This is a genomic window from Chryseobacterium sp. JAH (genome assembly GCF_001507335.1).
Taxonomy (GTDB): Bacteria; Bacteroidota; Bacteroidia; order Flavobacteriales; family Weeksellaceae; genus Chryseobacterium.
In genome coordinates this window covers 446744-472344 of the sequence record NZ_LMAH01000001.1, presented here as the reverse complement: position 1 = coordinate 472344, position 25601 = coordinate 446744, and the positions used below count along the sequence as shown (strand labels likewise).

The window sequence follows — 25601 nt, the reverse complement described above, 5'->3', positions numbered from 1 at the left end:
AATGTCATATCCATTTTCAAACGACTACAAACGAATTTAAATAATTCTTTACCGATTAAATTTTAAAACCTGATGAATCTTTGCAACAGAGATTTGAGAAAACAGTGAACGTCTCTTATCTATTACTAATCTTAAAAATATAAAGTTATGTCACTAAGAAACAAGGTAACATTAATCGGTTACACAGGCAAAGAAGTAGAAATGATCAACTTCGAAAACGGAGGTACAAAAGCATCAGTATCGTTGGCAACCAACGATCATTACACCAACGCAAAAGGTGAAAAAGTAGAAGAAACTCAATGGCACAGTTTGGTGGCTTTCGGCAAAACAGCTGAGATCTTACAGAAATATGTTCCGAAAGGAAAAGAAATTGCCATCGAAGGAAAAATTACGTACAGATCGTACGACGACAAAGACGGTGCGAAAAGATATATTACCGAAATTAGAGTAGACGAAATTTTGCTTTTGGGAGGTAAATAAATGTAGAATTCTAAAATCACGAATGATGCAGATAAAAATTTTAAAAATAAGAATCGCAGAAGAATTTCTGCACGATGATCAGAGAATGATTGATGATTTCTTAGAGCATCACGATATTGTAAAAGTAGAAACTGCTTTTGTCGAAGAAGACCAATTTTGGTCAGTGGTATTGTATTTTAACGAAGCAAAATCACTGCTTAATAAAAACAGTGTAAAGGATTCTAAAGCGGTAAAGTATTCGGCAGAAGATGAAATGCTCAGCGATAATGAAATAATCATTTTGGATGCTTTAAAGATCTGGCGTTCAGAAAAAGCTAAAGAGCAGAACCTTCCGTCCTATTTTATTGCCACCAATAAAGAACTGGTTTCTGTAGCAAAATACAAACCTGCGAAAAAAGAGGAACTGCTGGACATCAAAGGTTTCGGAAAACACAAGATTGAAAATTATGGTGAAGAGATTTTAGAAATCCTGGAAAGTGTCTGAAATAAAAACCCCAAACACAAATGATTAAATGAGGGGCCGGGGAAATATGATCTCCGGCTTTTTTATTGATTTAAAAGTCCTTTCAATTCCTTATTTTTGCACATAATATCATTTATCAACCATCAATTATCATTTAGCATAATGAAGCCAAGCTTAGCAAAAGGAACGAGAGATTTTACCTCACTGGAAGTTTCAAGAAGAAAATACATCATCAATATATTACAGAAGAATTTCGAACTTTTTGGTTTTCAGCCTTTGGAAACGCCAAGTTTTGAAAATCTTTCTACTTTAACAGGGAAATACGGAGAAGAAGGTGATCGTTTGATTTTTAAAATTTTAAATTCAAGTATCAACGAAGCCAAAGACGAGAAAAAAACTCAGATGATGAATGATTTTCAAAAAGCTTTGGACAAACCTTTCAGTGCCGAAAGTCTTACCGACAAAGCACTTCGTTATGACTTAACAGTTCCTTTTGCAAGATTTATTGCGATGAACCACGGGAAACTGACTTTCCCCTACAAACGTTTCCAGATTCAGCCAGTTTGGAGAGCAGATCGTCCACAAAAAGGGAGATTCAGAGAGTTTTATCAGTGTGATGCTGATGTGGTGGGAAGTGAAAGCCTGTGGCAGGAAGTTGAATTGGTTCAGCTATATCTCAAATCATTTGCGGAACTGGGAACTTCTGTAACCATTCATATCAACAACCGAAAAATCCTTTCAGGTTTGGTCGAGTTTGCAGGAATCACAGACAAACTGATTGAGTTCACCGTTGCTTTAGATAAGCTTGATAAAATTGGGAAGGATGGAGTAGTGAAAGAACTTTTAGAAAGAAATATTTCTCAGGAATCGATTGATAAATTAGATTTCCTTTTCACTCAATCGAATGACGCTTTGGAAAATCTACTTCAGCTGAAAGAAAAATTTGTAGGAAACGAAATAGGCTTGAAAGGTGTTGAAGAACTGGAATTTGTCATCACGCAATCTCTAAACCTTGGAGTTGATATTCAGAATTTAGTTTTCGATATTACTTTAGCTCGTGGATTAGATTATTACACCGGAGCCATTTTCGAAGTCAAAGCAGACGAAGCGCAAATGGGTTCTATCGGCGGCGGCGGGAGATATGATAATCTGACTGAAGTTTTTGGAGTGAAAAATGTACCAGGAATCGGAATTTCTTTTGGTTTAGACCGAATTTATCTGGTAATGGAAGAATTAAATCTTTTCCCTGAAGAAGCTGCTTCCAATGTAGAATATTTATTTGCCAATTTTGGAGGTGCTGAAACCATTGAAGCTTTGAAATTGATTATCCAGTTGAGAGAAAAAGGGATTTCTGCCGAACTGTATCCCGAAAGCGCAAAAATCAACAAACAGTTTACTTACGCTGAAAAAAAAGGAATTAAAAATCTTGTTTTTCTGGGTGAGGAAGAAATAAAAAATAGAACCGTAACCTATAAAAATTTAGAAGCTGGCGAACAGAAAACGGTTGCTTTAGAGGATTTTTTAGGATAGATTCTTTTGATATTGGAACGACAAAAATACTATACTGATAATCACCTTTTCTTAATTGGAATGGTGATTATTATGTTTATGTCTGGGTGGTATAGAGATAAAAAGTATCATGAAACAATTGATAATGGTATGCAGAGCCCACATGTAGTTATTGCTTAGAACTGTAAATACTCAAGCAGGTCTAAATCCAGTGTAAAAATTGATGTCGATGATAAAGTCTATTCTGTAAATCTGAGTTCTAATGTTTGCGAACGATTCCCTGTACATTCGACAATTTCTGTATTTTACTTAAAAAAATATGATGAGTACATTTACAAAACCAAAGGATATCAAGACAAATTTAATTTTATGTTGATAATTTTAATTGCTTCATTATTCCCTTGGGAATTTCTATTTAAACATCATATCTTTTCTTTTCAGAGGAAAAAAATTAAGTGATTATTCTTCCCAACCGCAAAGAGTTTTACCCAAAGTCTGTGCTTTTTTAAGACTCACTTTAATAATATCATGTTTGCAGCTGGACAATCCACGGCAGTTTTTAGAGTAATGATATTTCTTTCCGCCGGCGCTGTCGCAAAGGTAGACATCAGAATATTTTAATGAATTTTCATTAAAATTTAGAATTATCGTTAGTAAGATTAAAAGTATAGTTTTCATCAAATATTAAGATTATTGCTCAAAAACCTGAATTTTAGTCGTCGTTTTTCTTGTAGAATAAAGTATCAAATTTTTTATTTTAAAAAAATGATTTCCCATGATTATTGCTAAGTCAAGTAGATGTTGAGAAACTTAATATAAATACGATCTATTGTAAAAGAGTTTCTTAAAAACACTAATATCCTGTAGTCAATTTCACAAAGGTTTTTTCATTAATCGTTTTTCTGATGCTTTTAAATTTCCAATGGTTAGCCTCTCTATATAATTTTCCTAAAACAAATATTCCTATTTTTTGAGAACTGCTCTCTGTCGAAATATAATGTTCTGAAAAAATGTTCTTTAGAGTATTATCGTCAAAAATCATTAATTGAAGCGAACTTATTGATGAAAAACTAGGTGATTTTATCTTTTTTAGATCAAAATTTAAATAGAAAAAAATAGTTTCTGTCTCATTATTTATTCTAGCCAAATCTATACTGATTACTTTTTTGTAGCGAGGGTCGTTTTTTGATTCGTAATCAAAATGTTCAAAGGCCCCATCTTTGGAATAACTTTTACCTAAAGGAAAATTATTATGTATAAGCCAACTATTGTATTTCGGTGAACAGATAGAATCTATCATTTTATTATACTTGTCAAACATTACACAAGTAAAATCCAACTCTATAAAATCAGTTAGTTTTTTTTTGATGCCTAAGAAATTACGGATATAAATCTCAGCAGAATCCCAAGTAACTGCCAGAGAAAAATTTAATAGTGGTTTTTCAAAATCTGAAAACAAGTCAATTGTTTCATCTTTTGGCAAAAGAGAAGTCATAGTTTCATGGTTATTATAAGTTTCATCAAAAATAATCTACATCGAGTTTCTGCAATTGTAGATTAATCGAAATATTCAGCAACTGTCAAATCAAATGTTTAATCATTCATTGATTTGATTTTCAGTTATTTGTTTCGCTGCAAAGGTAGAATAGTTTTGGCAAGTATTATATCATTTTTGCAATTATTTAATAAATTATTAATCTATCATCCTATTAAAAAGGGATTTGGAATAATTTCAGACGAAAAACAGCCTGTAGACTATCGATTTGCTATTAAAAACATTCAAGACGGATTTATTGCAAACATAATTTCAGACAGTTATGGTAACCGTAAATCTCCTTTTAAATTCTTTTCTACAACATATCATAGTTTGCGAAAATTTTTCAAAAAAATTATCTTTACATAAATTAAAACCAGTGGAAAATTATTTAGATATTAACAAAAACTCTTGGAACGCAAGAGTAGAGCCACATCTTGAATCAGATTTTTATTTTGTAGATGAATTTTTAAAAGGAAGAAATTCTCTTAATTCAATCGAATTAGATTTATTAGGGGATATTTCAGGAAAAACCATTCTGCATTTGCAATGTCATTTCGGACAGGATTCTATTTCGCTTTCCAGAATGGGTGCAAAAGTAACAGGAATCGATTTATCTGATAAAGCTATTGATGCTGCAGAAGATTTAGCAAAAAAATGTGAAACGGATACAGAATTTATATGCACTGATGTTTATAATCTTCCAAATGTCTTAGATGAAAAATTCGATATTGTTTTTACGAGTTATGGAACTATCGGTTGGCTGCCGGATCTGGAACGTTGGGCAAATGTTGTCAGTCATTTTCTAAAACCTGACGGTGAGTTTATAATGGCAGAGTTTCATCCAGTGATCTGGATGTATGATGACGATTTCAATGCTGTCACCTACAATTATTTTAATGAAAAACCAATTGTAGAAACCTCAGAAGGAACCTATGCCGATGCTTTAGCGGATATCGTGCAGGACTATGTTTCCTGGAATCATCCTTTGTCTGATGTTTTACAGAATTTAATCAGTAAAAGTTTTGTTTTAGAAAATTTCACAGAATTTGACTGGTCGCCATATCCTTGTTTCAGACACGTCGAGGAATTTGAAAGTGGAAAATGGAGAATCAAAAAATTCGGAAATAAGATACCGATGGTCTATGCTTTAAAAGCAAAAAAGAAGTCATTGTATTAATGACTTCTTTGTATATGAATGTAAATAATATTTAAAAATATATCTAAACTTAGATGTTTGAAGCAGAGTCTTCAACTTTCGCTTTCGCTTCGTCAAATTTATTTTGCGCTTGTGCTGCAACGTCATTTGCTTTAGATTTCAAATCATTACCCCATTTGTTCAGGTTATCCTTTGCGCTGTTAATCTTATCTTTCACAGCTTGCTGTTCTTCAGGAGTAGATTTTTTGTATTTCCAATATGCAAGAGCTCCAATTCCTAGTAATGCTAATAATCCATTTGTCTTATTTCCCATGATTTCTGATTTTAAAAGTTATATTAAATTGTTATACAACTAAGTATGTAAAATACGTGCCAAAAAATATATGACATTACTAATTAAATGTTAAAGTTTAATTAAAAATTTCAAAATTTTCTCCGTCAAAACTTGCGAAAACCATAGTCGGATGTGAGTCTTGATGATAGAAGTTTCCATCTTTATCAATGGCGATAGCTCCTGCGAAGCCATCAATTGTTTTTAATTCTGTAAATGTTTTACTAAAGGCTGCTTCTAAGCTCATTCCGTCTGTCACCCTCGTGACGATTTTCGTCGCTGTCGCATTACTTACGATATCTTCACCTACACCAGTACAGCTAACCGCACAGAATTTATTTGCGTAATTACCGGCCACTGTCGCAGAATCAGAAATTCTTCCAGGAATTTCAAAACCTTTTCCTCCGGTAGATGTGGCAACAGCCAATTTACCATCTTTATCAATAGCAACACATCCCACAGTACCTTTTCCACCATTGTTTAGTTTGGCTACGAACTCTTTTCGTCTCTGAGGAATTTCAGTTGAAAAGTTTTCAAAACCGTGTTCTGTAGCATATTTTTTTGCCCCGCTTCCGCCCAAAACTCTGTCGTCTTCTTTCATTAAATCTTTCGCCACAAAAATCGGATTTTTCACATCCTGAATATTGATGACGCCACTCATTTTCTGAGTTTCGCCATCCATAATCGCTGCGCTCATACGGATAATTCCGTCACTTTGAATTTGGGAACCAATTCCTGCATTATACAATTCATCATCTTCCAAGAGAGAAACAGCATAAGCCACCGCTTCAAAAGCGGTATGATTCTCTAAATACTGATGCGCTTTTTTGGCAATATCTTTCAAGGAATTTTGCTTGGCAACTTTCACTTCGTGGCTTTGGTCGCTTTCAGAGAAAAAACCTCCGTGTATGATAATTTTCATTTTGATTATTAAATTTTAAATATATAAAAAAAAGTGAAGAAAAACTTCACTTTAAATTTATTTTAGGTTTGTGGAATCGGGTTAAACTGAGAGTTTTCTATCGTTAATTTTCTCGTCGTTAAATCGTAATGGTCATTCATCGACATCACATGAACGGTTAAGTTATCGATAGAAATAGGTTCGCCTAAATTAATATTCGTAAGGTTGGTATCTTTAATAAATCTTCCGTCAACAATAATCACAAGCCCTGAACCAACAGCAGTCATGGTATCATTATGAATAAACAATCCTGTATCTTCACCCAATCCAATTCCTAAAGTTCTTGGGTTGTTGACTACGGCCTGAAATAGACGGCCAATTCTGCCACGCTGAACGAAGTGTGTATCAACAATCACATTGTCTATTAATCCTAAACCTTGCGTCGTTTTTATTTCACCTTTTAATAATGCTTCAGAGCTGCTTCCCTGATAAATCATGTTTTCAGAAGCAGCTGCTGCACCTGCAGAAGTTCCGGAGTAGATAAAATCCTGTTCCATATACTTAAGTAAAATGGTATCGTGAAATCTTGTTCCGCCAAGAATGGAAGTTAATCGTAACTGATCACCACCCGTGAACATCACTACATCTGCAGCGTTTGCACGGGCAACTATGGCATCAGAGTTAGCTTCTTCACGATTGTGAATATCAAGAATGTTAACATTTTTAGCTCCTAAAAATTCAAAAGCTTTTTTATATTCAGCTCCTACAATTTGAGGGATTTGAGATGCCGTAGTAATTACTTCAATAATTGAATTTTCTTTATTCTTAGATTCAGTAATAATTTTTCTTAAAATTCCTCTTTCAAAAAAATTGAGGTTTTTTTCAATATTCTGATCGTAATCGGTTTCGGAGAAACTGCCTTTATTAACAGCTCCACCGATAATAATTAATTTTCCAACAGGTTTCATAGCCGGCAAAGTTAGAAAATTATTAATTGTTGAGAAAATTTCAAACGGGTTTTAATGCATTTGCTTTGATTTTAAATTGATTACAAAATATAAAGTTTTTTTAATAATTCTTTAATGACACTGTGGTTTTTTTTGAGGTTTTGCATTATCTTTGATTTTAAAAGATAATTTTATTAATATAAATTTCATCACTAGACTATGAAAATTGAAAAGATACAAGCATTGAGGGGTCCTAATATTTGGAGTATTAGAAGAAAGAAGTTGATACAGATGCGTTTGGATCTTGAAGAAATGGAAAATTTTCCTACCAATAAAATTGAAGGATTCCGGGAGAGAATAGAAAAGCTAATTCCTTCTTTAATTACTCACAGATGTTCAGAAGGTACTCACGGTGGTTTCTTTCACCGTGTAGAAACCGGAACATGGATGGGGCACGTCATAGAACATATCGCTCTAGAAATTCAAACTCTTGCAGGAATGGATTCAGGATTCGGAAGAACACGTGAAACCAAAACTCCAGGAATTTATAACGTTGTATTTGATTATATCGAAGAAAATGTTGGTATTTATGCCGCAGAACAGGCTGTGGAAATTGCCAACGCATTGATTGAGGACAGGGAATATGATATGAATGCATGCATCCAAAGACTTAAAGAAATACGAGAGCGTGTGCGCTTAGGTCCTTCTACAGGAAGTATTGTAGAAGAAGCTGTTTCCAGAAAAATACCATGGATCAGATTAGGAACAAATTCTTTGGTACAATTGGGCTACGGTGTTAACCAACAGAGGTTTCAGGCAACTATTACCGGAAATACAAGTTCTATTGCTGTAGATATTGCCTGTAATAAAGAGTTGACGAAAAGAATGCTTCATGATGCTGCAATTCCGGTTCCTATTGGTGATCTGGTTACTTCTGAGGAAGGTCTTGAGAATGTTATTCGTAAAATAGGGTATCCAGTTGTGCTGAAACCTTTAGACGGTAACCATGGAAAAGGATCATCAATTAATGTGAACGATTGGGACGTTGCAAAAGTTGGTTTAGAACATGCGCAGAACTACTCTAACAAGGTGATTGTTGAGAAATATATTACAGGATATGATTTCAGAGTCTTAGTAATTAATAATAAAATGGTTGCTGCTGCAAGGCGTGTTCCTGCTCATGTAGTGGGCGATGGTGAAATGAATCTTCAACAACTGATAGACAAAGAAAATGAGGATCCGAGAAGAGGGTATGGTCACGAAAATGTGCTTACTGAAATTACCGTTGATAAAGATACTACAGAATTATTAAACAAATTAAATTATACTTTAGGAACAGTTCCTCAAAAAGGTGAAGTCGTTTATCTTAAATCTACTGCCAACCTTTCTACGGGTGGAACTTCTATTGATGTCACCGACATGGTACATCCGGAAAACATCACGATGGCAGAAAGAATTTCAAAGATTATTGGCCTCGATGTCTGTGGAATTGATATTATGGCAGAAAATCTTACCCAACCTTTGAAAGAAAGTGGTGGAGCAATTATTGAAGTAAATGCTGCTCCCGGTTTCAGAATGCACTTGGCCCCGAGCGAAGGGCTTCCAAGAAACGTCGCGGCGCCGGTTGTAGATATGCTGTATCCTCAGGGTAAACCATTTACAATTCCAATTATTGCAGTGACGGGAACAAATGGTAAAACCACTACAACAAGGTTGATTTCCCATATTGTTAAAAATAACGGATATCGTGTTGGTTTCACTACGTCAGACGGTATTTACATTCAGAATACGATGTTGACCAAAGGTGATACTACGGGCCCTATTTCTGCGGAATTTATTCTAAAAGATCCAACCGTTGAGTTTGCTGTCTTGGAAACTGCAAGAGGCGGAATCCTTCGTTCAGGTTTAGGATTTGGGCAATGTGATATTGGTGTTTTAACGAATATTAAAGAAGACCATTTAGGTTTAAATGATATCCACAGTCTTAAAGACTTAACCAAAGTAAAAAGAGTGGTACTCGACAGCGTAAAGAAAAACGGATGGAGCGTTTTGAACGCGCAGGATGAATATTCGATGAGAATCATCAATGATTTGCCAAGCAATGTTGCTATTTTCAGTTTGGATGAAAACAATGAGCACATTAAGAAGTTTGCAAAAGAAGGTCGAATTACCTGTGTATATGAAGAAGGTTATGTTACTATCAAAAAAGGTGACTGGAAAATCAGAATTGGGAAAGCCAAAGACTTCCCGATTACCATGGAGGGGAAGGCAAAATTCATGATTGATAATGTCTTGGCTGCAAGTTTAGCTTGTTACCTTTATGGATTTGGAATTGAAGATATTTCAAACTCCTTAAGAACTTTTATTCCAAGTGCTCAGTTGACACCTGGAAGATTGAATGTATTTAATTTTAAAAACTTTAAAGTTCTTATTGATTTTGCTCACAACCCTGCAGGATATGAAGCGATTGAAGATTATCTTAAAAATGTGGAATCTACCAAGAAAATAGGAATTATTTCAGGGGTTGGAGACCGTCGTGATGAAGATATCAGATTATGTGGAAAAATCGCAGGCAGAATGTTTGATCATATCATCATAAGAAATGAAAAACATCTTCGTGGGAGAACTGAAGAAGAAATCAATGGGTTAATCATTGATGGAATGCAGGATTCAGGACGAGATGTAAGTTATGAGACGATTCCGAAAGAGATAGATGCTCTAAAGCATGCAATGGGAATGGCTGAAGAAGGTACATTCATCACCGCTCTGAGTGATGTTATTTCTAATGCTATCGATTTGGTACAGGAATACCAGGCGAGAGAATTGCTAGAAGATGGTAAGATATAAATAGATCCTAATATCAACAATAAACCTCAGAATTTTCTGAGGTTTATTGTTGATATTTATTTAATCAGCAAAAAAAGTATTGGAACTTCCAATCCAAATTGCATCTTTCTTATTAAAGTCAACGTTTACCATAGCTGCTTTCGTCATTCGTCCTAAATTTTCCAACAAAATAGGACGTGCATCCTGTTCTCGCCAGATGTAAAGCAAACGGATCTCTGCTTTTGAAAACTCACCGTCAATGTCTTCGAAAATAGGTTCGTAAACTACTTTTCTCTGCAAAATATAATTTTCTTTATCTTCAATCGAATCTGTAATCTCTCTCGTCGGGTTTAAATTGACACCACTTCCTGCAAATGAAAATAGAGGTTTTAAAACAAAATTTTTAAGGCTTTCGCTTTCAGGAAATTCATGTAAAAAATAACTTTTTGGAACAAATTGATGCTGTAACATCGGCAATAGGAATTTTGAAATTTTGAAAAACCAGTTGGGGGGTGTGATCCATTTAACATCTGCTTCTTCGCGAAAGTCAAATTCAAGCTGAAGATTTGGAATTTTGTCTAATTCATCAAAAATAACCCGGTTGTAAATTCTGTTGATTTGAATTTTCTGCCCGTTATTTTCGTAGAATAATTTTTTACCTTCCTTTTTTACTTTAGTCAGACAAACTGTTTTTATTCCTAGTAATTTTTCGGTTAAGGCAAAATCTATTACAGTCTTTTGTTTTTCAGGAAAAATCTCAAGTAAGATAACATTTTCAGGATTTTCGTCTCCTACAATGAGTTCTTTGAGAAAATTTTGAAATTCTTCCTGCGGCATTTTGTTTCTAATTTCATCTAAAAAAGGATAGACCTCACAGAATGTTTCTTCAAAAACTCTTTGAAAAGCATATAAAGAAGGGAAAGCTTGAAGCTCAATTAATTGTGGTTCGATTTCTCCGTTTTCATTTCTGCAGACTCCAAAATCGATGGTAAAAAAGTGAGGTTGTTTGGTGTCATTAGGAACTTTGCAGTTTGCTGGAATTGCTTTTTCTAAGGTTCCTTCTGGTAAAGCCTTGATCTGATCAATGATGCTTTCACTCGCATCGATCAATTTATTTTTAAAATCATTTGTAAGAAACATCGGACTTTCAGAAAGTCTGAAGGCGGGCAGCAATCCGCTTTTGTCTTTTAGGATCTCTTTACATGCTTCATATTTTTCCTGACTAAAATCCTGATTAAACTGTTTTCGGTATTTTGCAATCATATTCTTTTTCTTTGTGATTTTAAAAAATCGAGCAGTTTGTACCCGATTTTATTTATTTTAATTTGAAAATTTTTAAAAGCTAACTGCTATCTTTTAAAAACGATCAGTCATTCTGCAGTTGCTTCAATCTGTTTCAAGACGTTTTTTTTTGCTAGTCTTAAAAAACTGGGTAAAATCTGAGCCTGTGTCAACATGATTTTATCTTCATCATCCATTCTGTCTACGGTTTCGAGATATTTTTCCATTCCGAAATTTTCAATCATCGCCTCTTTGTTTTTCTCGTCTTTCAGGTTTTCGATCATCCCGGCCGGATTGGCTTCAGGGTGAAACTGTGTTCCGAAAATTTCATCAGAAAAACGGATTGCCATTACAGCTCTTTCTAAATTGATATGCGGACGGAATTTCTCTATTGCAACGATTTTCATTCCCAATTCTTCGAAACGATCGATATTAGGTTCAATAAACTGATACGCTCTTGAATCTACTGCGTAAAATGGTTCGGGTAAATTGTTTAATAAAATTTCCTGTTCCCCGTCCTCAGTTTTATGAATAGGCATTACTCCGAAAGAATATGATTTTCTCTTGCAGATATTTCCCAGATCAAAGTGAATACTCGCCAGCTGAAATGAATGACAAATCAAAAACAAGAACTTCTTTGCTTCATTTTCTTTATTGTGCTGATAAATTTTATCTAAAAAATTTGCAAATTTATCCTCCCATTCGAATCCTTCACGGTGTGGATTACCCGGACCACCAGATGAAATGAAGATGTCAAAATCTTCTATATTCGGAATTTCATTTTTAAAACGGACATCAAAAACTTTAATACTAATGCTTTCTTCAGACTGCTGCTTGAAGGTCTCAGAGATTTCTTTGATATTTTTAAATCCCTGATTGACATGATTATTATTCATGTCGAGCAAAGCAATTCTTACATCTCTCATAACTTCATATTTTATGTAAAGTTATTAAAAATATTATGATGCAGTTTCACCGTGTGTAATGCCATATTCTGTTTCAGAGATCATATAGTCCACTACTTTCTTCAGATCTCCAGTCTCTTTATATACTGCAAGCTGTCTGTCGGCACCGGTTCCGTTCTCTACAATTTTCCAAGCGTATTCTACTTCTTTTCTGCATCCCAAGTCGTCGACAACATCATCAATGAATTCAAGTAATTCTTTCAATAAAGCAGGATAAGGAACAGATTCTTCTTTTCCAAAATCAATTAGCTGAGAATGAATTCCGTCTCTTGAAGCTCGCCATTTATTTTCATTGAGTAATAATCTCCTGTAGCTTCTGAAACTTAAATTCTGTTGATGCAGTTTATAAATCTTGGCCACTAAACTTTGCATAATAGCAGCCAAACAAACCGTTTCATCAATTCTCAGTGGCATGTCACAAATTCTGAATTCAATGGTAGGGTAGAATGGGTGAACACGCAAATCCCACCAGATTTTTTTCGCATTATCTATTGTTCCTGTTTTTACCAAAAGGTCAACATAGCTGTCGAATTCAGCTAAAGAATTGAAATAACTGGGGATTCCTGTTCTTGGAAATTTAACGAAAATTTCCTGTCTATATGATCTGAAACCAGTATTTCTGCCAATCCAAAATGGTGAATTTACGGATAGCGCGTACACATGTGGAAGAAAATAACGCATTACATTCTGAATTCTTACTCCTTCTTCGCGGTTCGGAATCCCAATGTGAACATGCAGACCGAAAATAAGATTCCCACGGGCAACGTCACCCATGTCATCCACAATTTTGTTGTAACGCTCACCGTTGGTTATCGTGTTATGTTCCCAATTGGAGAACGGATGGGTTCCGCCACCAGAAACACGAAGTCCCTGCTCGTGTGCTGTTTTGATAAGATGTCTTCTCAGATTTGTCAATTCTGCCTGAGCTTCCTGAATGTTTTGACAGATTCCGGTTTCCATCTCAATCATAGATTCGTGCATTTCATGCTTTAAGTTTTCGCTTAAAACCGCTTTGCCTCCTTCGATTATTTTTGAAACATGAGAAACTAAATCTCTGCTTTCTAAATCGATAATCTGATACTCTTCTTCAATGCCAATTGTAAACTGATGCATTTTTTTCTGTGTTTTGGTGTAACTTATTTCACTGAATCCTTCACAAAAGTTCCCCAAGAGATATTGTGTTTCCCCGGAACATATTCTTTTGCTTTTTCGATTGCCAATTTTGCAGAGTGCTCTACAATCCACGCAAAGTTTTCTTCACCTACAGAGTTTCTGTCTGCATCAGGTGCAGGATTACAAAAGTCGATAGCGTAGGGAATTCCATCTCTCACGGCAAATTCTACGGTGTTGAAATCATATCCTAGAGCTTCATTCATTTTGATGGTATAATCATGAATCACCTTTAATAATTTTTCTAAATCTTTTCCTTCTGTTTGATGGGTTGTAGCATATCTCAAGTGATGTGGATTTCTCGGTTCATAGGGCATAATATGAACATATTTTTTACCCAAACAGTATACTCTGTAATAATCCTGGAATACGATTTCTTCCTGAACCATCATCACCAGCTGCTCGGTTTCAGATAATTTATCCCAAAGATCTTCCGGGCTTTCTACTCTGTAAACACTTTTCCAACCACCACCGTCGTGAGGTTTCATGTAAGCCGGAAATCCAACATATTTGAAAATGTAATCCCAGTCATGAGGGAATTTCAAGTTTCTGAATGAAGTTTCTGAAGTGTCGGTAGGTCTTTCATATGAAGGTAATAAAACTGTATTGGGTAATGGAATCCCAAGTTTAGACATCAATGCATTATTGAAAAATTTTTCGTCAGCGCTCCACCAAAATGGGTTATTGATCACATAGGTTCCGTTCAATGCAGCATTTTTAAGATAAGCTCTGTAAAAAGGGACATCCTGAGAAATTCTGTCGATAATCACGGCATAACCATAATCTGCGCCTTGCTCCAACTTATCAATCGTTACTGCTTCAGCAACAATTTCGCCTTTTCCCAATTCATTTACTTTGTCGATAAATGCCCAAGGAAATGTGTCTTCCATACCAAATAAAATTCCTACTTTTTTTGCCATAATTTGTCTTTTTTAATGATTTACTACTGCTATTTGAATTGTTTAAATTTTTAAGAAAAGAATGTTCCGATAAAGGTTGGAAAAGCCATTCTCCAAAGCGGCCAGTCGTGATTAATCCACCTTTTTTCGTCGTACCAGAAATCGATTCCTTTTGCGCGGAGAATACCGGCCATTTCTACATTTTTGTCTTTACAAATATCTTCATCCGACGTACTCAGAACGATGTGCATATGTTTGTATCTCCACGCTTCATCATTCTTTACAAACTCTCTCGGACAGTTGAAGTAAACCAACTCATCAGAGTAGCCGTCCATAAAATTTCTAATACTAAACGCCCCGGAGAGACAGAAGAGATGAGAAACGACATCAGGAAATCTGAATGCGAAATTGGCAGCATGATACCCTCCGAAACTTGCTCCGGCAACTGCTACCCGGTGAGTGCCGTGAAGTTTTTGGATGTAAGGGATAAATTCCTGAATCAAAAACTGTACATATTTTTCGTAGTTTCTGATTCTCTGCTGTGGCGAAATACTTTCATCATAAAAGCTCCATGCGTCAATCGTCTGAATGTTGTATAGTTTCACTTTTCCCTGTTCTACAAACCAATTAATGCTGCTGTTCAGATGGAAATCGTGATTCTGGGTGTACTGCCCTTGCGATGTTGGAAACATGATTATCGGGTAACCGAAATGCCCAGTAATTTCAACTTTAAGGCTTGTACCTAGTATATGTGAGTAATAATCTGTGTGTTCTATATGTGGCATGTACTATAGATTTTTAGTTTTTTGTGTCTCAATTTTTTAAAACCGAATTATATCTTACCGAATGATTACTCAAGCTCTAAATTAATTCATTAAAAATTAATAACTTTCTGAATTTCAATTAATTTAATGATAAATAATCGTTACGCAGTGGGTTTTTCTTTTGGGGGAATGATATTGAGTAAATGAGAGTGAATTTTCTCTGCCGCACGGTCTAGTCTTTCGACAACTTTGTCAGAATCATTGGATTTATAAACAATTCCTACATGATAATCAATCGGAAGGAATTTCACGACTTCTTCGCATTCAAACTGTTCATAATCAGGCTGGATGTCTTTAATGAGAGCAATAATTAATCCTGAGTAGTAACCGGTAGGTTTAGAAACTTCATAATTTTTTCCCCTTAAAAGCGCATCTTCAATTTTCGCCCATTCACGCCAGATATTGATGTTGCTTGAGGCTTCTACCAAATCAGGAATATGCGCACCGCCAACTCGTGAAGATGTTTCAAGGAAATACCATTTTCCATCTTCTTTCCCTCGGATAAATTCAGTATGAGTCGCACCATTGAGCAGACCAAAGTTCTTTAGAACCTTAGAATTAGCATCACATAGTGCAATAAACTCTTCCGAGTATCGTCCTAGGGTTTTAGTTCTAAAAACGCCACCTTCATGAGAAACTTCCATTGGGGGAGCAAGGTATTTTGAGGCAGAAGTAAAAACAATTTCTTTGTTGAATGTCAAACTGTCAACATGGTAAACATCACCTGGCTTGAAGCTTTCTAAAAGAAATAGATGACGTTCTTCACCCAGCTTTTCTAAAGCATTCCAAAGTTCTTCTTTAGTCTGTAATTTTTTAATTCCGGATGCTGATGCTTCAGATCTCGGCTTTAGAACCCATGGTGCAGGAATTTTATCGGTAAAGCTGTTAATTTCATGATCATTAAATACGGCGGTGAATTCTGGAACATTAATTCCTGAATCTTTTGCTTTTTGGCGCATGGCCAGCTTGTCTCTGAAATAACGATGCGTCGTCTGACCCATTCCGGGAATACGGAATGTTTCACGAATCAAAGCAGCTTTTTCTACATCATAATCGTCTAAAGCAATTACGGCATCCACTTTTCGGGTTTTCATTAGATGTGAAAATCCCTGTACTAAATGATCCAGATTCCAGACAGAAGGTTTTATTTCGGGCATATAAAAAACCTCGTCAATGGCATGCCATGGCCATTTTTTTTCTTTAAGGTTTTCGGAAGTTATAAGAATTACTTTATTACCGAGTTTCTTCATCTCATCGATAAAATCATACCCCTTGTAATAGCACGAAATACATACAATTGTTTTCTCCTCCATACAATTTTTTTTAAATTTTAATGAATATTCAAAAATGAAAGCTATTTTTTATTGATATTTTAATGGTAAAAATCAATAATCAATACGTATTTGAGAAACACTAATCAATTATACAGAGAAATTTCGAAATAAACTAATTTTTAATGATAATTTTCAATTAAATCGACGAGTAATTGTACACCGTAACCCGTTGCTGCCTTATCTTTTGCATAACCTACATTTCCAAAGGCAACACCAGCAATGTCTAAGTGCGCCCAGTTTTTGTGTCCTTCGATAAATTCCTCCAAAAATTTTGCAGCTATAATACAATCGCCAATAGGTTTCATTGAAATATTTTTAAAATCAGCAACGTCAGATTTGAAGTCATCTTTCCAGATATTCCAAAGAGGCAGATTCCATAATCTCTGGTTGGTTTTATCACCTGTCTTTATCAGTAGATTTTTTAAATCCTCATTATTTGAAAACATAGCTCCGCAGGTGTCACCAAACATTCTTACTGAACTCCCTGTGAGTGTAGCCAAATCAATTAAGACATCAGTTTTGTAGTTTTTTGACATGTAGGAAAGGCCGTCTGCTAAAGTCATTCTTCCTTCCGCATCGGTGTTTAGAACTTCTATTGTTTTGCCGTTATAAGCGGTGATCACATCACTAGGTAAATAGGCATTTTCGGAAACAGTATTGTCTGTAATCGGTAAAATAGCCGTAATGTTGATAGGTAATTTCATCTGTGAAGCATAAATTAATGCTCCGATTACGGCTGTGGCGCCACCCATATCCGATTTCATGTAATGCATATTGTCAGATCCTTTGATGGAAATTCCTCCGGTGTCAAACAGTACGCATTTACCTACTAATCCAAATGTCTTTGCACTTTTCACCGTCGTTTTATATTCTAAAATAGTAAATGCTGCGTCATAAGCACTTCCTTGATTAACTGAAAGGAATGCTCCCAAACCTAATTCTTTGCATTTTTTTCTGTTAAATACAGTGTATTTTAGCTGATTTTTTTTAGCTAAATTTTTCAGGTAGGTATTAACTGCATCTGGTTTTTTTAAGTTTGCAGGCTTGTTGAGCCAATCCTGACAGGCAGTCTGTCCTTCGCAAATTGCATCAGCTCTGCTCAGGATATTGTCTAATTTTTTCTGACTTAAATTCCCAAAGTGAAATTCAAATTTCTCATTCCAGAAGGGGTGGTTTTTCTCAAACGGATAATTATACGTTCCAAGGAAAAGTCCTTTGACGAATTCTTCAAACTGTTTTTCTATAATGAAATCTGCTAAAATCAAAGTAGGAACCGCTTGGAAATTTTTCTTGTAACCTTGCGAGAATTTTGTCGCTACCTGTTGGAATTCGAAGTTCTGCAGGTCAGATTTTCCAAATCCTATAAAATAAGTTATGCTTTCCTCTTTTGCATCGATGAAAACTTCATTTTTCTTCCCTGAAAAAATGACAGATATATTTTTATTGTAATTTTTTTTGTTTTCCAGCCACGATTCTTCTGTGAACAATTCTAGGATCTGGATGTAATTTTTATTTCTTTTATTTAGTAGTTTCATAATTATTTAGTTTTCTATTGTATCCTGATGTGGAGTTACTTCCACGGGGTTTTCGGTGTTGTTATAAAATAACCATTCGATCGCTCTGGGGAATTCTTGAGACCAGTAAAATTCGTTGTGAGAACCTTGAGCGTTAATGCTGGTTTTAAATTCAAAATCAAAAAGATTTTTCTTTTCCCATCTTTTGAGATAATTTTCAAAAACCTGTATTCTTTTTACCATTTTTGAACCTTCCTGCTCACCACCGTATAGATAAATTTTAGTCTTAAATGGAACTCTGAAGCTCATCATCGGAAAGTTATTATTCGGTTCAACCCAAAGTGAAGGAGAAAAAATTAATAATTTAGAATAAACTTCAGGATACAAAAATCCGCTGTAAATGCTGATTAATGCACCAAGTGAGCTTCCCCCAATTCCAGTGTTCTCACGGTCTTTTTTTGTGCGGTAATGCTCATCCACAAATGGTTTTAAAGTGTCTGTAATAAAACGGATATATTTCTTGCCCTCAGAACCATTAGCAACATTGTCATTATCAAAAATATATTCTTTAATTCGGTCATCGCTACCGTGCTCAATGGCGATGATAATGACATCACCTCTCCCATATTCTGCAAGGATTGACAGTTTTTTGTCGATTTCCCAATTACCATATAGGCTTCCTTCATTGAATAAATTTTGGGCATCCTGAAGATAGAGGACCGGGTAGTTTTTATCTGAAACATAGTAGTCGAAAGGTAAAAGTGCCCATACCTTGCGATGTCTATCAAGCTGAGGAATATAAAATTCTTCTGAAATAATTTCAACAATCGGAAAAAATTCCGGTTTAAATGGTCCCCAATTATATCTCCATTTTTCAACTCTGAAGGAAACCTCATTATCAGATTTAAATACTTTCTTATTTGGAGTAATATTTCCATATTGGTCGAGCTCTACGTTTTCCCAGCCACCTTTTGTGAATTTAAATTCTACAACGTCGGGAAGAAACTCATTAAATATTTCTATAAAATAATTGTTGGAGTCTATTTGTGTTAGTTGATATCGAACATCCTTAGGATTCCAAATGTTAAAATTTCCGGTTATAAATATAGGCCTATCGTCGGCTTCACTTGTGTAAAGTGTAAACTTCATATTTATGTTTAAATAGTAAGAGAGTATATTAAACTCATAAAAGTAGAAAAAATCTTTTTTATATAGGTTAATTAAAATTAATAAAAAACAGTCATTAACAAAGGAAATATTTATATATTTGATAGTCATCGATACTTACAAATAAGCTGTTAAACATAAAATCTTTTTCGATTTTTTATAATTACTGCTCATGACCATTATGACGGAAATAACACTATGATGAATTCGGTAAAAACCTACACACTTTTCACAGACCATGATATTTACCTTTTCAAAGAAGGCAAACACTACAGGTTGTATGAAAAATTCGGAGCACATTCTGTTGAAAAAGATGGAGTGAAGGGGGTTTACTTTTCAGTCTGGGCTCCTAATGCCAAAAAAGTTTCCGTGATAGGTAATTTTAATAACTGGACTCACACAGATCATCTGCTTTTCCCTAGATGGGATGGTTCGGGAATTTGGGAAGGCTTTATTGCCGAGCTTACGTGGGGTACGCTCTATAAATATGCAATCGAAAGTTTAGGCAAAATCTTAGAAAAAAGCGATCCTTACGCGTTAAGCTGGGAACAGAATCTTCAGGCTGCTTCTCTTGTCTCTACAACATGGTATGAATGGGACGATAAAGAATGGCTTGCCGACCGCTGGAAAAAAAACAGTTTAGAAGCTCCGCTGTCTGTTTACGAACTGCATTTAGGATCATGGTTTAGACATGCGGAATCACCTGAAAAATTTTTAAATTACAGAGAAATTGCAGGTAAATTGGTTTCCTACATACAATATATGGGTTTTACGCATGTAGAATTGATGCCTGTCATGGAATATCCATACGATCCAAGTTGGGGGTATCAGATTACCGGATTTTTCGCGGCAACTTCGCGTTTTGGTTCGCCACAGGATTTAATGTTTTTAATCAACGAACTTCATAAAAATGATATTGGCGTAATCCTAGACTGGGTTCCTTCACATTTCCCTGGAGACGCAAATGGTCTGCATCGTTTTGACGGAAGCTATCTTTATGAGCACGAAGATCCCAGAAAAGGTTTTCATCCAGACTGGAAGTCTTATATTTTCAATTATGGAAGGAATGAGGTTAAATCTTTTCTGATTTCTAATGCTATGTTTTGGTTCGACCGTTATCATGTTGACGGTTTGCGGGTGGATGCAGTGACCTCAATGCTGCATCTCGATTATTCGAGAAATGAAGGTGAATGGGAACCTAATATTTACGGTGGAAATGTAAATCTCGAGGCAAAAGCTTTTCTCCAGGAATTTAATACGGCAGTTTACAAAGAATACGGTAACAGTATTATGACAATTGCAGAAGAAAGTTCAGATTTTCCTCTACTGACAAAACCTGTCCATGACGGTGGGGTAGGTTTCGGAATGAAATGGATGATGGGCTGGATGCATGATACATTAGATTATTTCAAAGAAGAATACGACAACAGAAAACATACACATCATAAGTTGACTTTTGCGTCGATGTATATGTATAATGAAAACTATATGATGCCTTTATCTCACGATGAAGTGGTGCACGGAAAAGCAAGTCTTATTTATAAAATGAAGGGTGATGAATGGCAGAAGTTTGCCAATCTCAGAGCGTTATTCGTGTATATGTTTACGCATCCAGGAGCAAAATTGCTTTTTATGGGAGATGAATTTGCACAGACCGGCGAATGGAATTTTAAGCAGAGCTTAGACTGGCATTTGCTCGACTTTCCTATACATAAAGGTTTGCAAAATTTGGTTAAAGATTTAAATCATTTATATAAAAGTGAAACGGCATTCTATGAAAATCAGTTCAGTCCTGATGGTTTTGAATGGGTAGAAGCTGATGACACCGATAATTCTGTTCTGATCTACTTAAGAAAAGGAAAGAAGAAAGATGATGTTATGATGGTTGTACTAAATCTGACTCCAAAAGTTTTTGATTATAAAATTGGTGTCAATGCCGGTACTCATTGGGAAGTAATTTTCAATTCTGATGACAAAAAATACAATGGAAGCGGAGTGGAATCAACCATTTTCAAAGAAGAAAAGGAAGAGTGGATGAGCCATCCAAAATCTATTTCCCTGAAACTGCCGCCGCTTGCAGGACTCGTTTTGAAAATGAAAGAAGATAAAAAGTATAAGATTCAAAGAATAAAACAACACAAAAAATAAAGATGACAATTTATCACCTTAGCACAGAATGTTATCCCGTTGCCAAAGTAGGAGGTTTGGCAGATGTTGTGGGAGCATTACCGAAGTATCAGAACAAAATAAAAGATGTCGACGCCAAAGTGGTAATGCCTTGGTACAATAAATCTTTTGTCTATGATTATGAGTTTGAAGTGGTTTTTGACGGCTTTATTCATCAGGGGCAGAATATGTTTCAGGTTCAGGTTATGAAAGAGAAAACAAATACGTTGGGCTTTGAATTGTTTATGGTGAAAATTCCAGGACTTTTAGACCGTGAAAATCCTTACGGATATCAGGATGAAAGTTTTCAGTTTTTGGCCTTTCAGCATGGTGTTCTGCATTGGCTGAATGCAATGAAGATTCGGCCGGATGTTCTGCATTGTCATGATTATCATACAGGATTAGTTCCTTTTATGGTAGAAAACTGCCCTGAGTTTAGCTTTTTAAAAGGTGTTAAGACTATTGGAACTATTCACAATGGTGAATATCAGGGATTAATGCGTTGGGATATGATTCAGTATATGCCTTCATTTGATCATCACAGATGGGGACTTCTAGACTGGAACGGCTTTATTAATCCTTTAGCGAGCATGATCAAATGTGCAAATGCTTTCACAACAGTTTCTGAAGGATATCTAGAGGAGCTTTTTGTAAGTTTCAAAGGTTTGGAAAGTTTGGTTCGTGACGAGTTCGGAAAAGCGTATGGTATTATCAACGGTATTGATGCCGATGTGTGGAATCCTGAAACAGACCCTATGCTTGATTTTAATTTCAATAAAAAAAATGTTCTCAAAATTAAAAATAAAAATAAGCAGAAGCTTTGCAAAGAGTACGGTTTGAATCCGGATTTGCCACTTTTCGCTTTTATTGGAAGGTTTGCAACTGAAAAAGGAGCTGACTTACTTCCGGAAGTTGTATGGAGAAGTATTAAGCAAACGTATGGCTCACTCAATATTATGGTATTGGGTTCAGGGAATTCTTATATTGAAGATAAATTGAGAGAATTGAACTATGTTTATGCCAATTTTGCGACAGATATTGGATATAAAGAACATTTGTCTCACAAAATCTACGCTTCGGCAGATTTTTTGTTGATGCCATCTAGGGTAGAGCCTTGCGGTCTTAATCAGATGTATGCGATGAGGTACGGAACAGTTCCTGTAGTTAGCTATACCGGCGGTTTACGAGATACAGTAAAAGATATTTCTACAGGAGGCTCGGGCTTAAATTTTACCTATCCCGGAGTTGATGATATTATTCATGCTATGGTTCGAGGACTAGCCATCTATAATCAGGAAAAAGTGATGGATGATTTGATACTTTCAAATATGAATTTTGATTTCGCATGGGAGAAATCTGCAGAAAAGTACATAGCTTTATATAAGAAATAAATTTTTGCGATTGATCAATAGTACATTTTTTTTGTCCGCTGCATATTGATCATATTAGGATGTAGTTTTGCTTAAAATAGTTATCAATCAATGAACAGCTTAATGTAGACGTAACATTAGGAAATGTCTGCAGCAAATGAATCCTTAAGATTTCGTACTGATATCAGTAAGCTTGAAGATGGATATCAGCTTCATAGAGTATTAAATAAAAATATAGAATCACATAATATACTAATAATAAGATAAACCACAGATAAATTTATGAATCCAAATGTTATTTCAATCGTTTTGGGAGGAGGTAGAGGTACAAGGCTCTTTCCATTAACTTATTCAAGATCAAAACCCGCTGTCCCGATTGCCGGAAAGTACAGATTGGTTGATATTCCTATTTCTAATTGTTTAAATTCGGGTTTAAATAAAATATTGGTTTTAACGCAGTTTAATTCGGCGTCACTTAACGCACATATTAAAAATTCTTATCACTTTGATATTTTCAGCAAAGGTTTTGTAGACATTTTAGCGGCAGAACAGAACGTGGAAAACGAAAGCTGGTTTCAAGGTACTGCTGATGCTGTACGTCAATCAATGAAGCATTTGGAAAAATATGATTATGAATATATCTTGATTCTTTCCGGAGATCAGCTTTATCAGATGGATTTTAATGCAATGCTTGATTTTCATATCGAAAATGGTGGTGATGTTACGATTGCAACAATTCCTGTGAATGCCAAAGATGCTACAGGTTTTGGAATTTTAAAGTCTGATGACGAAGGAAATATCACTTCATTTATTGAAAAACCAAGCTATGACCTTCTCAACGGTTTGCAGTCTGAAGTTTCAGATAAAAATAAAATGGAAGGCAAAGAATATCTAGCTTCGATGGGAATTTATATTTTCACAAAATCTATTTTAAAGAAAATGTTTGAAGATGGAGCAGGAGATGATTTCGGAAAAGACATTATCCCAAGTTCGATCGGTAAATACAGTACGCTGAGTTATCAATATGAAGGCTATTGGACAGACATTGGAACCATCGAGTCTTTCTACGAAGCCAACTTGGATCTTTGTCAGGATTTCCCTCAGTTTAATCTTTTTTCATCTTCTCCAATTTACACCAGAGCTAGAATGCTTCCGCCGTCAAAAATTAACGGCTCTTACGTAAGCAAAGCTGTTTTTGGTGACGGATGTATTATTTTGGCAGATAAGATTGAAAATTCAGTGATTGGAAACAGAACACGAATAGATAAAGGCAGCACTATTGTAAATTCTTACGTAATGGGTGCTGATTTTTACCAGAATACAGCAGAAATTGTAATGAATGACAGACTTGGCCATCCAAATATGGGAATAGGAAAGTACTGTTATATCGAGAAAGCAATTTTGGACAAAAACTGTTATATCGGCGACAATGTAAGAATTATCGGTGGTAAACATATGGAAGACGGAGATTACGGAACACATTCTGTTCAGGACGGTATTGTTGTAATTAAGAAAGGTGCCGTTCTTCAGCCTGGAACTCATATTGGATGATAATTAAAATACAATAGAAACTGGAGTGATCAATATATTGGTCACTTTTTTTATTTGTATTACTTTTGTGCGATGCGTTTTTTTAAAATTATAGCCGTAATTGTTATTTTTCTGGTAGGAGCTTATGCTGCTTCTATGTATTTCTTTGTAGACGAAAGTAAAAGTTTCAAAGTAGAGAAAGAAGTAGAATATCCTTTAGATAAAGTTTTTAATCAGTTTAATAATCTCCAGAATTTTACAAGATGGAATAATTTCTTTACAAGTTCAAAAACAATTACCATCGATTATTACACACCTTACGAAGGGCAGGGAAGTGCGATTAGCTATAACGATCCTAAAAGTGACGATGGTGGTGAGATGTTTATTCGTTACGAAAATCCCAATAAGACTTTGAGATACCAGCTTTTTGAAGATAAAGATGAAAATCCGACCTTGATCGACGTTAAATTTACAAAGGTTTCTGCTGAAAAGACAAAAATCACATGGTTTGTGCATACTCCCAAATTATCTGTTTTAACGAGAGCTCAGAATTTTTGGACCGAAGATAGATTTACCGACAATATCGATAAAAGTATGATAAATCTTAAAAATGTTTTGGGTAATAAAGTTTCAAAAGACAATCAGCTAGCATCGATAAAGTATGACAGTCTGATGGTTGAAAAAGAAGAAGCGAGAATGCTGTTGGGAATAAGTGTCAGTACATCAAACAAAAAAGATGCATTGTACAGAAATATTGTGATGAATTACAATAAGGTCTACAATTTTGTTACGATGGATTTAGGCAAAAAAGATGACGAATTTGGTTATCCAATTTTGATTACGGATGCCGATAATTTTAAAGACAACGAAGTTTCTTATTATTTCGGAATTCCTTTGTCTAAGAAATTTGGGGTGAATGATAATAATTTTAGTTTCAGATCGATCAATGAGACTCAAAATTATGTGATTTATTATAAAGGAAGCTATGCGGGAAGAGTGAAAGCGATTCAACAATTGATGCAGAAGGCCAAAACCGACGAAATGCGTTATGGTGACATTTATCAAACTTTTATTGAGCAGCCTTTGGAGAATCAGAATGTTAATATGAAGCTCTCGTTATCTGTTTATAAATAAATATGATACAAATCATTTCTTTATGTTTTTTTTAATAGTTTGAGGCTGCCCAAAGTCGGTTTTTTTTATTAAATTTGAAGATTAATACGACTAACAA

General features: G+C 35.1%; 22 protein-coding genes. 9 read left to right on the top strand and 13 right to left on the bottom strand.

The features are described 5' to 3' along the window. The first annotated feature begins 147 nt into the window (after nt 1-147). From AR685_RS02245 to hisS, 3 genes are all read left to right on the top strand, one after another. On the top strand, nt 148-480 hold the full coding sequence (locus AR685_RS02245; protein ID WP_047444232.1) for a single-stranded DNA-binding protein: 333 nt from the start codon (nt 148-150) through the stop codon (nt 478-480). A 22-nt stretch (nt 481-502) separates the two neighbouring features. Beyond that, nucleotides 503-964, top strand: coding sequence for an HRDC domain-containing protein (locus AR685_RS02240; protein WP_228376369.1), 462 nt, complete (start codon nt 503-505; stop codon nt 962-964). A 141-nt stretch (nt 965-1105) separates the two neighbouring features. Beyond that, the gene (gene hisS / locus AR685_RS02235; RefSeq protein WP_059123582.1) at nt 1106-2473 is read left to right on the top strand and encodes a histidine--tRNA ligase; all 1368 of its coding nucleotides are present in this window, start codon (nt 1106-1108) and stop codon (nt 2471-2473) included. Nucleotides 2474-2911: 438 nt separating this feature from the next. Here the strand turns inward: hisS and AR685_RS02230 are convergent, their stop codons facing one another. Together AR685_RS02230 and AR685_RS02225 are read right to left on the bottom strand one after the other, a co-directional pair. Further along, complete coding sequence (locus AR685_RS02230) at nt 2912-3130, bottom strand: hypothetical protein (RefSeq protein ID WP_059123581.1); 219 nt, start codon at nt 3128-3130, stop codon at nt 2912-2914. Nucleotides 3131-3305: 175 nt separating this feature from the next. Next, complete coding sequence (locus AR685_RS02225) at nt 3306-3947, bottom strand: TerD family protein (protein ID WP_059123580.1); 642 nt, start codon at nt 3945-3947, stop codon at nt 3306-3308. Nucleotides 3948-4365: 418 nt separating this feature from the next. On the opposite strand from AR685_RS02225, the gene AR685_RS02220 reads away from it, so the two are divergent. After that, on the top strand, nt 4366-5166 hold the full coding sequence (locus AR685_RS02220; protein WP_228376368.1) for a class I SAM-dependent methyltransferase: 801 nt from the start codon (nt 4366-4368) through the stop codon (nt 5164-5166). 49 nt (nt 5167-5215) lie between these two features. Here the strand turns inward: AR685_RS02220 and AR685_RS02215 are convergent, their stop codons facing one another. The 3 genes from AR685_RS02215 to AR685_RS02205 form a co-directional block, all read right to left on the bottom strand. Continuing rightward, a complete protein-coding gene (locus AR685_RS02215; RefSeq protein WP_047444226.1) occupies nt 5216-5458 on the bottom strand; it encodes a YtxH domain-containing protein in 243 nt (80 codons plus the stop codon). A gap of 97 nt (nt 5459-5555) precedes the next feature. Beyond that, nucleotides 5556-6398: an isoaspartyl peptidase/L-asparaginase gene (locus AR685_RS02210; protein ID WP_047444225.1), complete on the bottom strand. Its 843-nt coding sequence runs from the start codon at nt 6396-6398 to the stop codon at nt 5556-5558. 62 nt (nt 6399-6460) lie between these two features. After that, the gene (locus tag AR685_RS02205) at nt 6461-7345 is read right to left on the bottom strand and encodes a cyanophycinase (RefSeq protein WP_047444224.1); all 885 of its coding nucleotides are present in this window, start codon (nt 7343-7345) and stop codon (nt 6461-6463) included. 198 nt (nt 7346-7543) lie between these two features. On the opposite strand from AR685_RS02205, the gene cphA reads away from it, so the two are divergent. After that, a complete protein-coding gene (cphA, locus tag AR685_RS02200) occupies nt 7544-10171 on the top strand; it encodes a cyanophycin synthetase (protein WP_059123579.1) in 2628 nt (875 codons plus the stop codon). A 60-nt stretch (nt 10172-10231) separates the two neighbouring features. Here the strand turns inward: cphA and AR685_RS02195 are convergent, their stop codons facing one another. The 8 genes from AR685_RS02195 to AR685_RS02160 form a co-directional block, all read right to left on the bottom strand. Further along, nucleotides 10232-11413: a hypothetical protein gene (locus AR685_RS02195; RefSeq protein ID WP_059123578.1), complete on the bottom strand. Its 1182-nt coding sequence runs from the start codon at nt 11411-11413 to the stop codon at nt 10232-10234. A 107-nt stretch (nt 11414-11520) separates the two neighbouring features. After that, nucleotides 11521-12357, bottom strand: a complete 837-nt coding sequence (locus AR685_RS02190) for a type 1 glutamine amidotransferase (protein WP_047444221.1) — start codon at nt 12355-12357, stop codon at nt 11521-11523. A gap of 33 nt (nt 12358-12390) precedes the next feature. Continuing rightward, nucleotides 12391-13509, bottom strand: coding sequence for a carboxylate-amine ligase (locus AR685_RS02185; protein ID WP_047444220.1), 1119 nt, complete (start codon nt 13507-13509; stop codon nt 12391-12393). Between the two features lie 23 nt (nt 13510-13532). Further along, a complete protein-coding gene (locus AR685_RS02180; RefSeq protein WP_047444219.1) occupies nt 13533-14486 on the bottom strand; it encodes a RimK family alpha-L-glutamate ligase in 954 nt (317 codons plus the stop codon). Nucleotides 14487-14536: 50 nt separating this feature from the next. Next, nucleotides 14537-15250, bottom strand: a complete 714-nt coding sequence (locus tag AR685_RS02175; RefSeq protein WP_059123577.1) for an alpha/beta hydrolase-fold protein — start codon at nt 15248-15250, stop codon at nt 14537-14539. Between the two features lie 140 nt (nt 15251-15390). Then, nucleotides 15391-16602, bottom strand: a complete 1212-nt coding sequence (locus tag AR685_RS02170) for an acetyl-CoA carboxylase biotin carboxylase subunit family protein (protein WP_059123576.1) — start codon at nt 16600-16602, stop codon at nt 15391-15393. A 140-nt stretch (nt 16603-16742) separates the two neighbouring features. Next, complete coding sequence (locus AR685_RS02165; RefSeq protein WP_059123575.1) at nt 16743-18158, bottom strand: M17 family metallopeptidase; 1416 nt, start codon at nt 18156-18158, stop codon at nt 16743-16745. Between the two features lie 6 nt (nt 18159-18164). Beyond that, nucleotides 18165-19286, bottom strand: coding sequence for an alpha/beta hydrolase (locus AR685_RS02160; protein ID WP_059123574.1), 1122 nt, complete (start codon nt 19284-19286; stop codon nt 18165-18167). 219 nt (nt 19287-19505) lie between these two features. Between AR685_RS02160 and glgB the strand changes: the two genes are divergently transcribed. From glgB to AR685_RS02140, 4 genes are all read left to right on the top strand, one after another. Further along, on the top strand, nt 19506-21452 hold the full coding sequence (gene glgB / locus AR685_RS02155) for a 1,4-alpha-glucan branching protein GlgB (protein WP_185113233.1): 1947 nt from the start codon (nt 19506-19508) through the stop codon (nt 21450-21452). A 2-nt stretch (nt 21453-21454) separates the two neighbouring features. Beyond that, nucleotides 21455-22861: a glycogen synthase gene (locus AR685_RS02150; protein WP_047444213.1), complete on the top strand. Its 1407-nt coding sequence runs from the start codon at nt 21455-21457 to the stop codon at nt 22859-22861. Nucleotides 22862-23122: 261 nt separating this feature from the next. Further along, nucleotides 23123-24391, top strand: coding sequence for a glucose-1-phosphate adenylyltransferase (locus AR685_RS02145; protein ID WP_047444212.1), 1269 nt, complete (start codon nt 23123-23125; stop codon nt 24389-24391). A 72-nt stretch (nt 24392-24463) separates the two neighbouring features. Continuing rightward, nucleotides 24464-25504, top strand: a complete 1041-nt coding sequence (locus AR685_RS02140; protein WP_047444211.1) for a polyketide cyclase — start codon at nt 24464-24466, stop codon at nt 25502-25504. The last annotated feature ends 97 nt before the right edge of the window (nt 25505-25601 follow it).

What these genes read in the sequence shown, in the direction of transcription:
- AR685_RS02245 (WP_047444232.1), top strand. Translation starts at nt 148, where the DNA reads ATGTCACTAAGAAACAAGGTAACATTAATCGGTTACACAGGCAAAGAA.
- AR685_RS02240 (WP_228376369.1), top strand. Translation starts at nt 503, where the DNA reads ATGATGCAGATAAAAATTTTAAAAATAAGAATCGCAGAAGAATTTCTG.
- hisS (WP_059123582.1), top strand. Translation starts at nt 1,106, where the DNA reads ATGAAGCCAAGCTTAGCAAAAGGAACGAGAGATTTTACCTCACTGGAA.
- AR685_RS02230 (WP_059123581.1), bottom strand. Translation starts at nt 3,130, where the DNA reads ATGAAAACTATACTTTTAATCTTACTAACGATAATTCTAAATTTTAAT.
- AR685_RS02225 (WP_059123580.1), bottom strand. Translation starts at nt 3,947, where the DNA reads ATGACTTCTCTTTTGCCAAAAGATGAAACAATTGACTTGTTTTCAGAT.
- AR685_RS02215 (WP_047444226.1), bottom strand. Translation starts at nt 5,458, where the DNA reads ATGGGAAATAAGACAAATGGATTATTAGCATTACTAGGAATTGGAGCT.
- AR685_RS02210 (WP_047444225.1), bottom strand. Translation starts at nt 6,398, where the DNA reads ATGAAAATTATCATACACGGAGGTTTTTTCTCTGAAAGCGACCAAAGC.
- AR685_RS02205 (WP_047444224.1), bottom strand. Translation starts at nt 7,345, where the DNA reads ATGAAACCTGTTGGAAAATTAATTATTATCGGTGGAGCTGTTAATAAA.
- cphA (WP_059123579.1), top strand. Translation starts at nt 7,544, where the DNA reads ATGAAAATTGAAAAGATACAAGCATTGAGGGGTCCTAATATTTGGAGT.
- AR685_RS02195 (WP_059123578.1), bottom strand. Translation starts at nt 11,413, where the DNA reads ATGATTGCAAAATACCGAAAACAGTTTAATCAGGATTTTAGTCAGGAA.
- AR685_RS02190 (WP_047444221.1), bottom strand. Translation starts at nt 12,357, where the DNA reads ATGAGAGATGTAAGAATTGCTTTGCTCGACATGAATAATAATCATGTC.
- AR685_RS02185 (WP_047444220.1), bottom strand. Translation starts at nt 13,509, where the DNA reads ATGCATCAGTTTACAATTGGCATTGAAGAAGAGTATCAGATTATCGAT.
- AR685_RS02180 (WP_047444219.1), bottom strand. Translation starts at nt 14,486, where the DNA reads ATGGCAAAAAAAGTAGGAATTTTATTTGGTATGGAAGACACATTTCCT.
- AR685_RS02175 (WP_059123577.1), bottom strand. Translation starts at nt 15,250, where the DNA reads ATGCCACATATAGAACACACAGATTATTACTCACATATACTAGGTACA.
- AR685_RS02170 (WP_059123576.1), bottom strand. Translation starts at nt 16,602, where the DNA reads ATGGAGGAGAAAACAATTGTATGTATTTCGTGCTATTACAAGGGGTAT.
- AR685_RS02165 (WP_059123575.1), bottom strand. Translation starts at nt 18,158, where the DNA reads ATGAAACTACTAAATAAAAGAAATAAAAATTACATCCAGATCCTAGAA.
- AR685_RS02160 (WP_059123574.1), bottom strand. Translation starts at nt 19,286, where the DNA reads ATGAAGTTTACACTTTACACAAGTGAAGCCGACGATAGGCCTATATTT.
- glgB (WP_185113233.1), top strand. Translation starts at nt 19,506, where the DNA reads ATGAATTCGGTAAAAACCTACACACTTTTCACAGACCATGATATTTAC.
- AR685_RS02150 (WP_047444213.1), top strand. Translation starts at nt 21,455, where the DNA reads ATGACAATTTATCACCTTAGCACAGAATGTTATCCCGTTGCCAAAGTA.
- AR685_RS02145 (WP_047444212.1), top strand. Translation starts at nt 23,123, where the DNA reads ATGAATCCAAATGTTATTTCAATCGTTTTGGGAGGAGGTAGAGGTACA.
- AR685_RS02140 (WP_047444211.1), top strand. Translation starts at nt 24,464, where the DNA reads ATGCGTTTTTTTAAAATTATAGCCGTAATTGTTATTTTTCTGGTAGGA.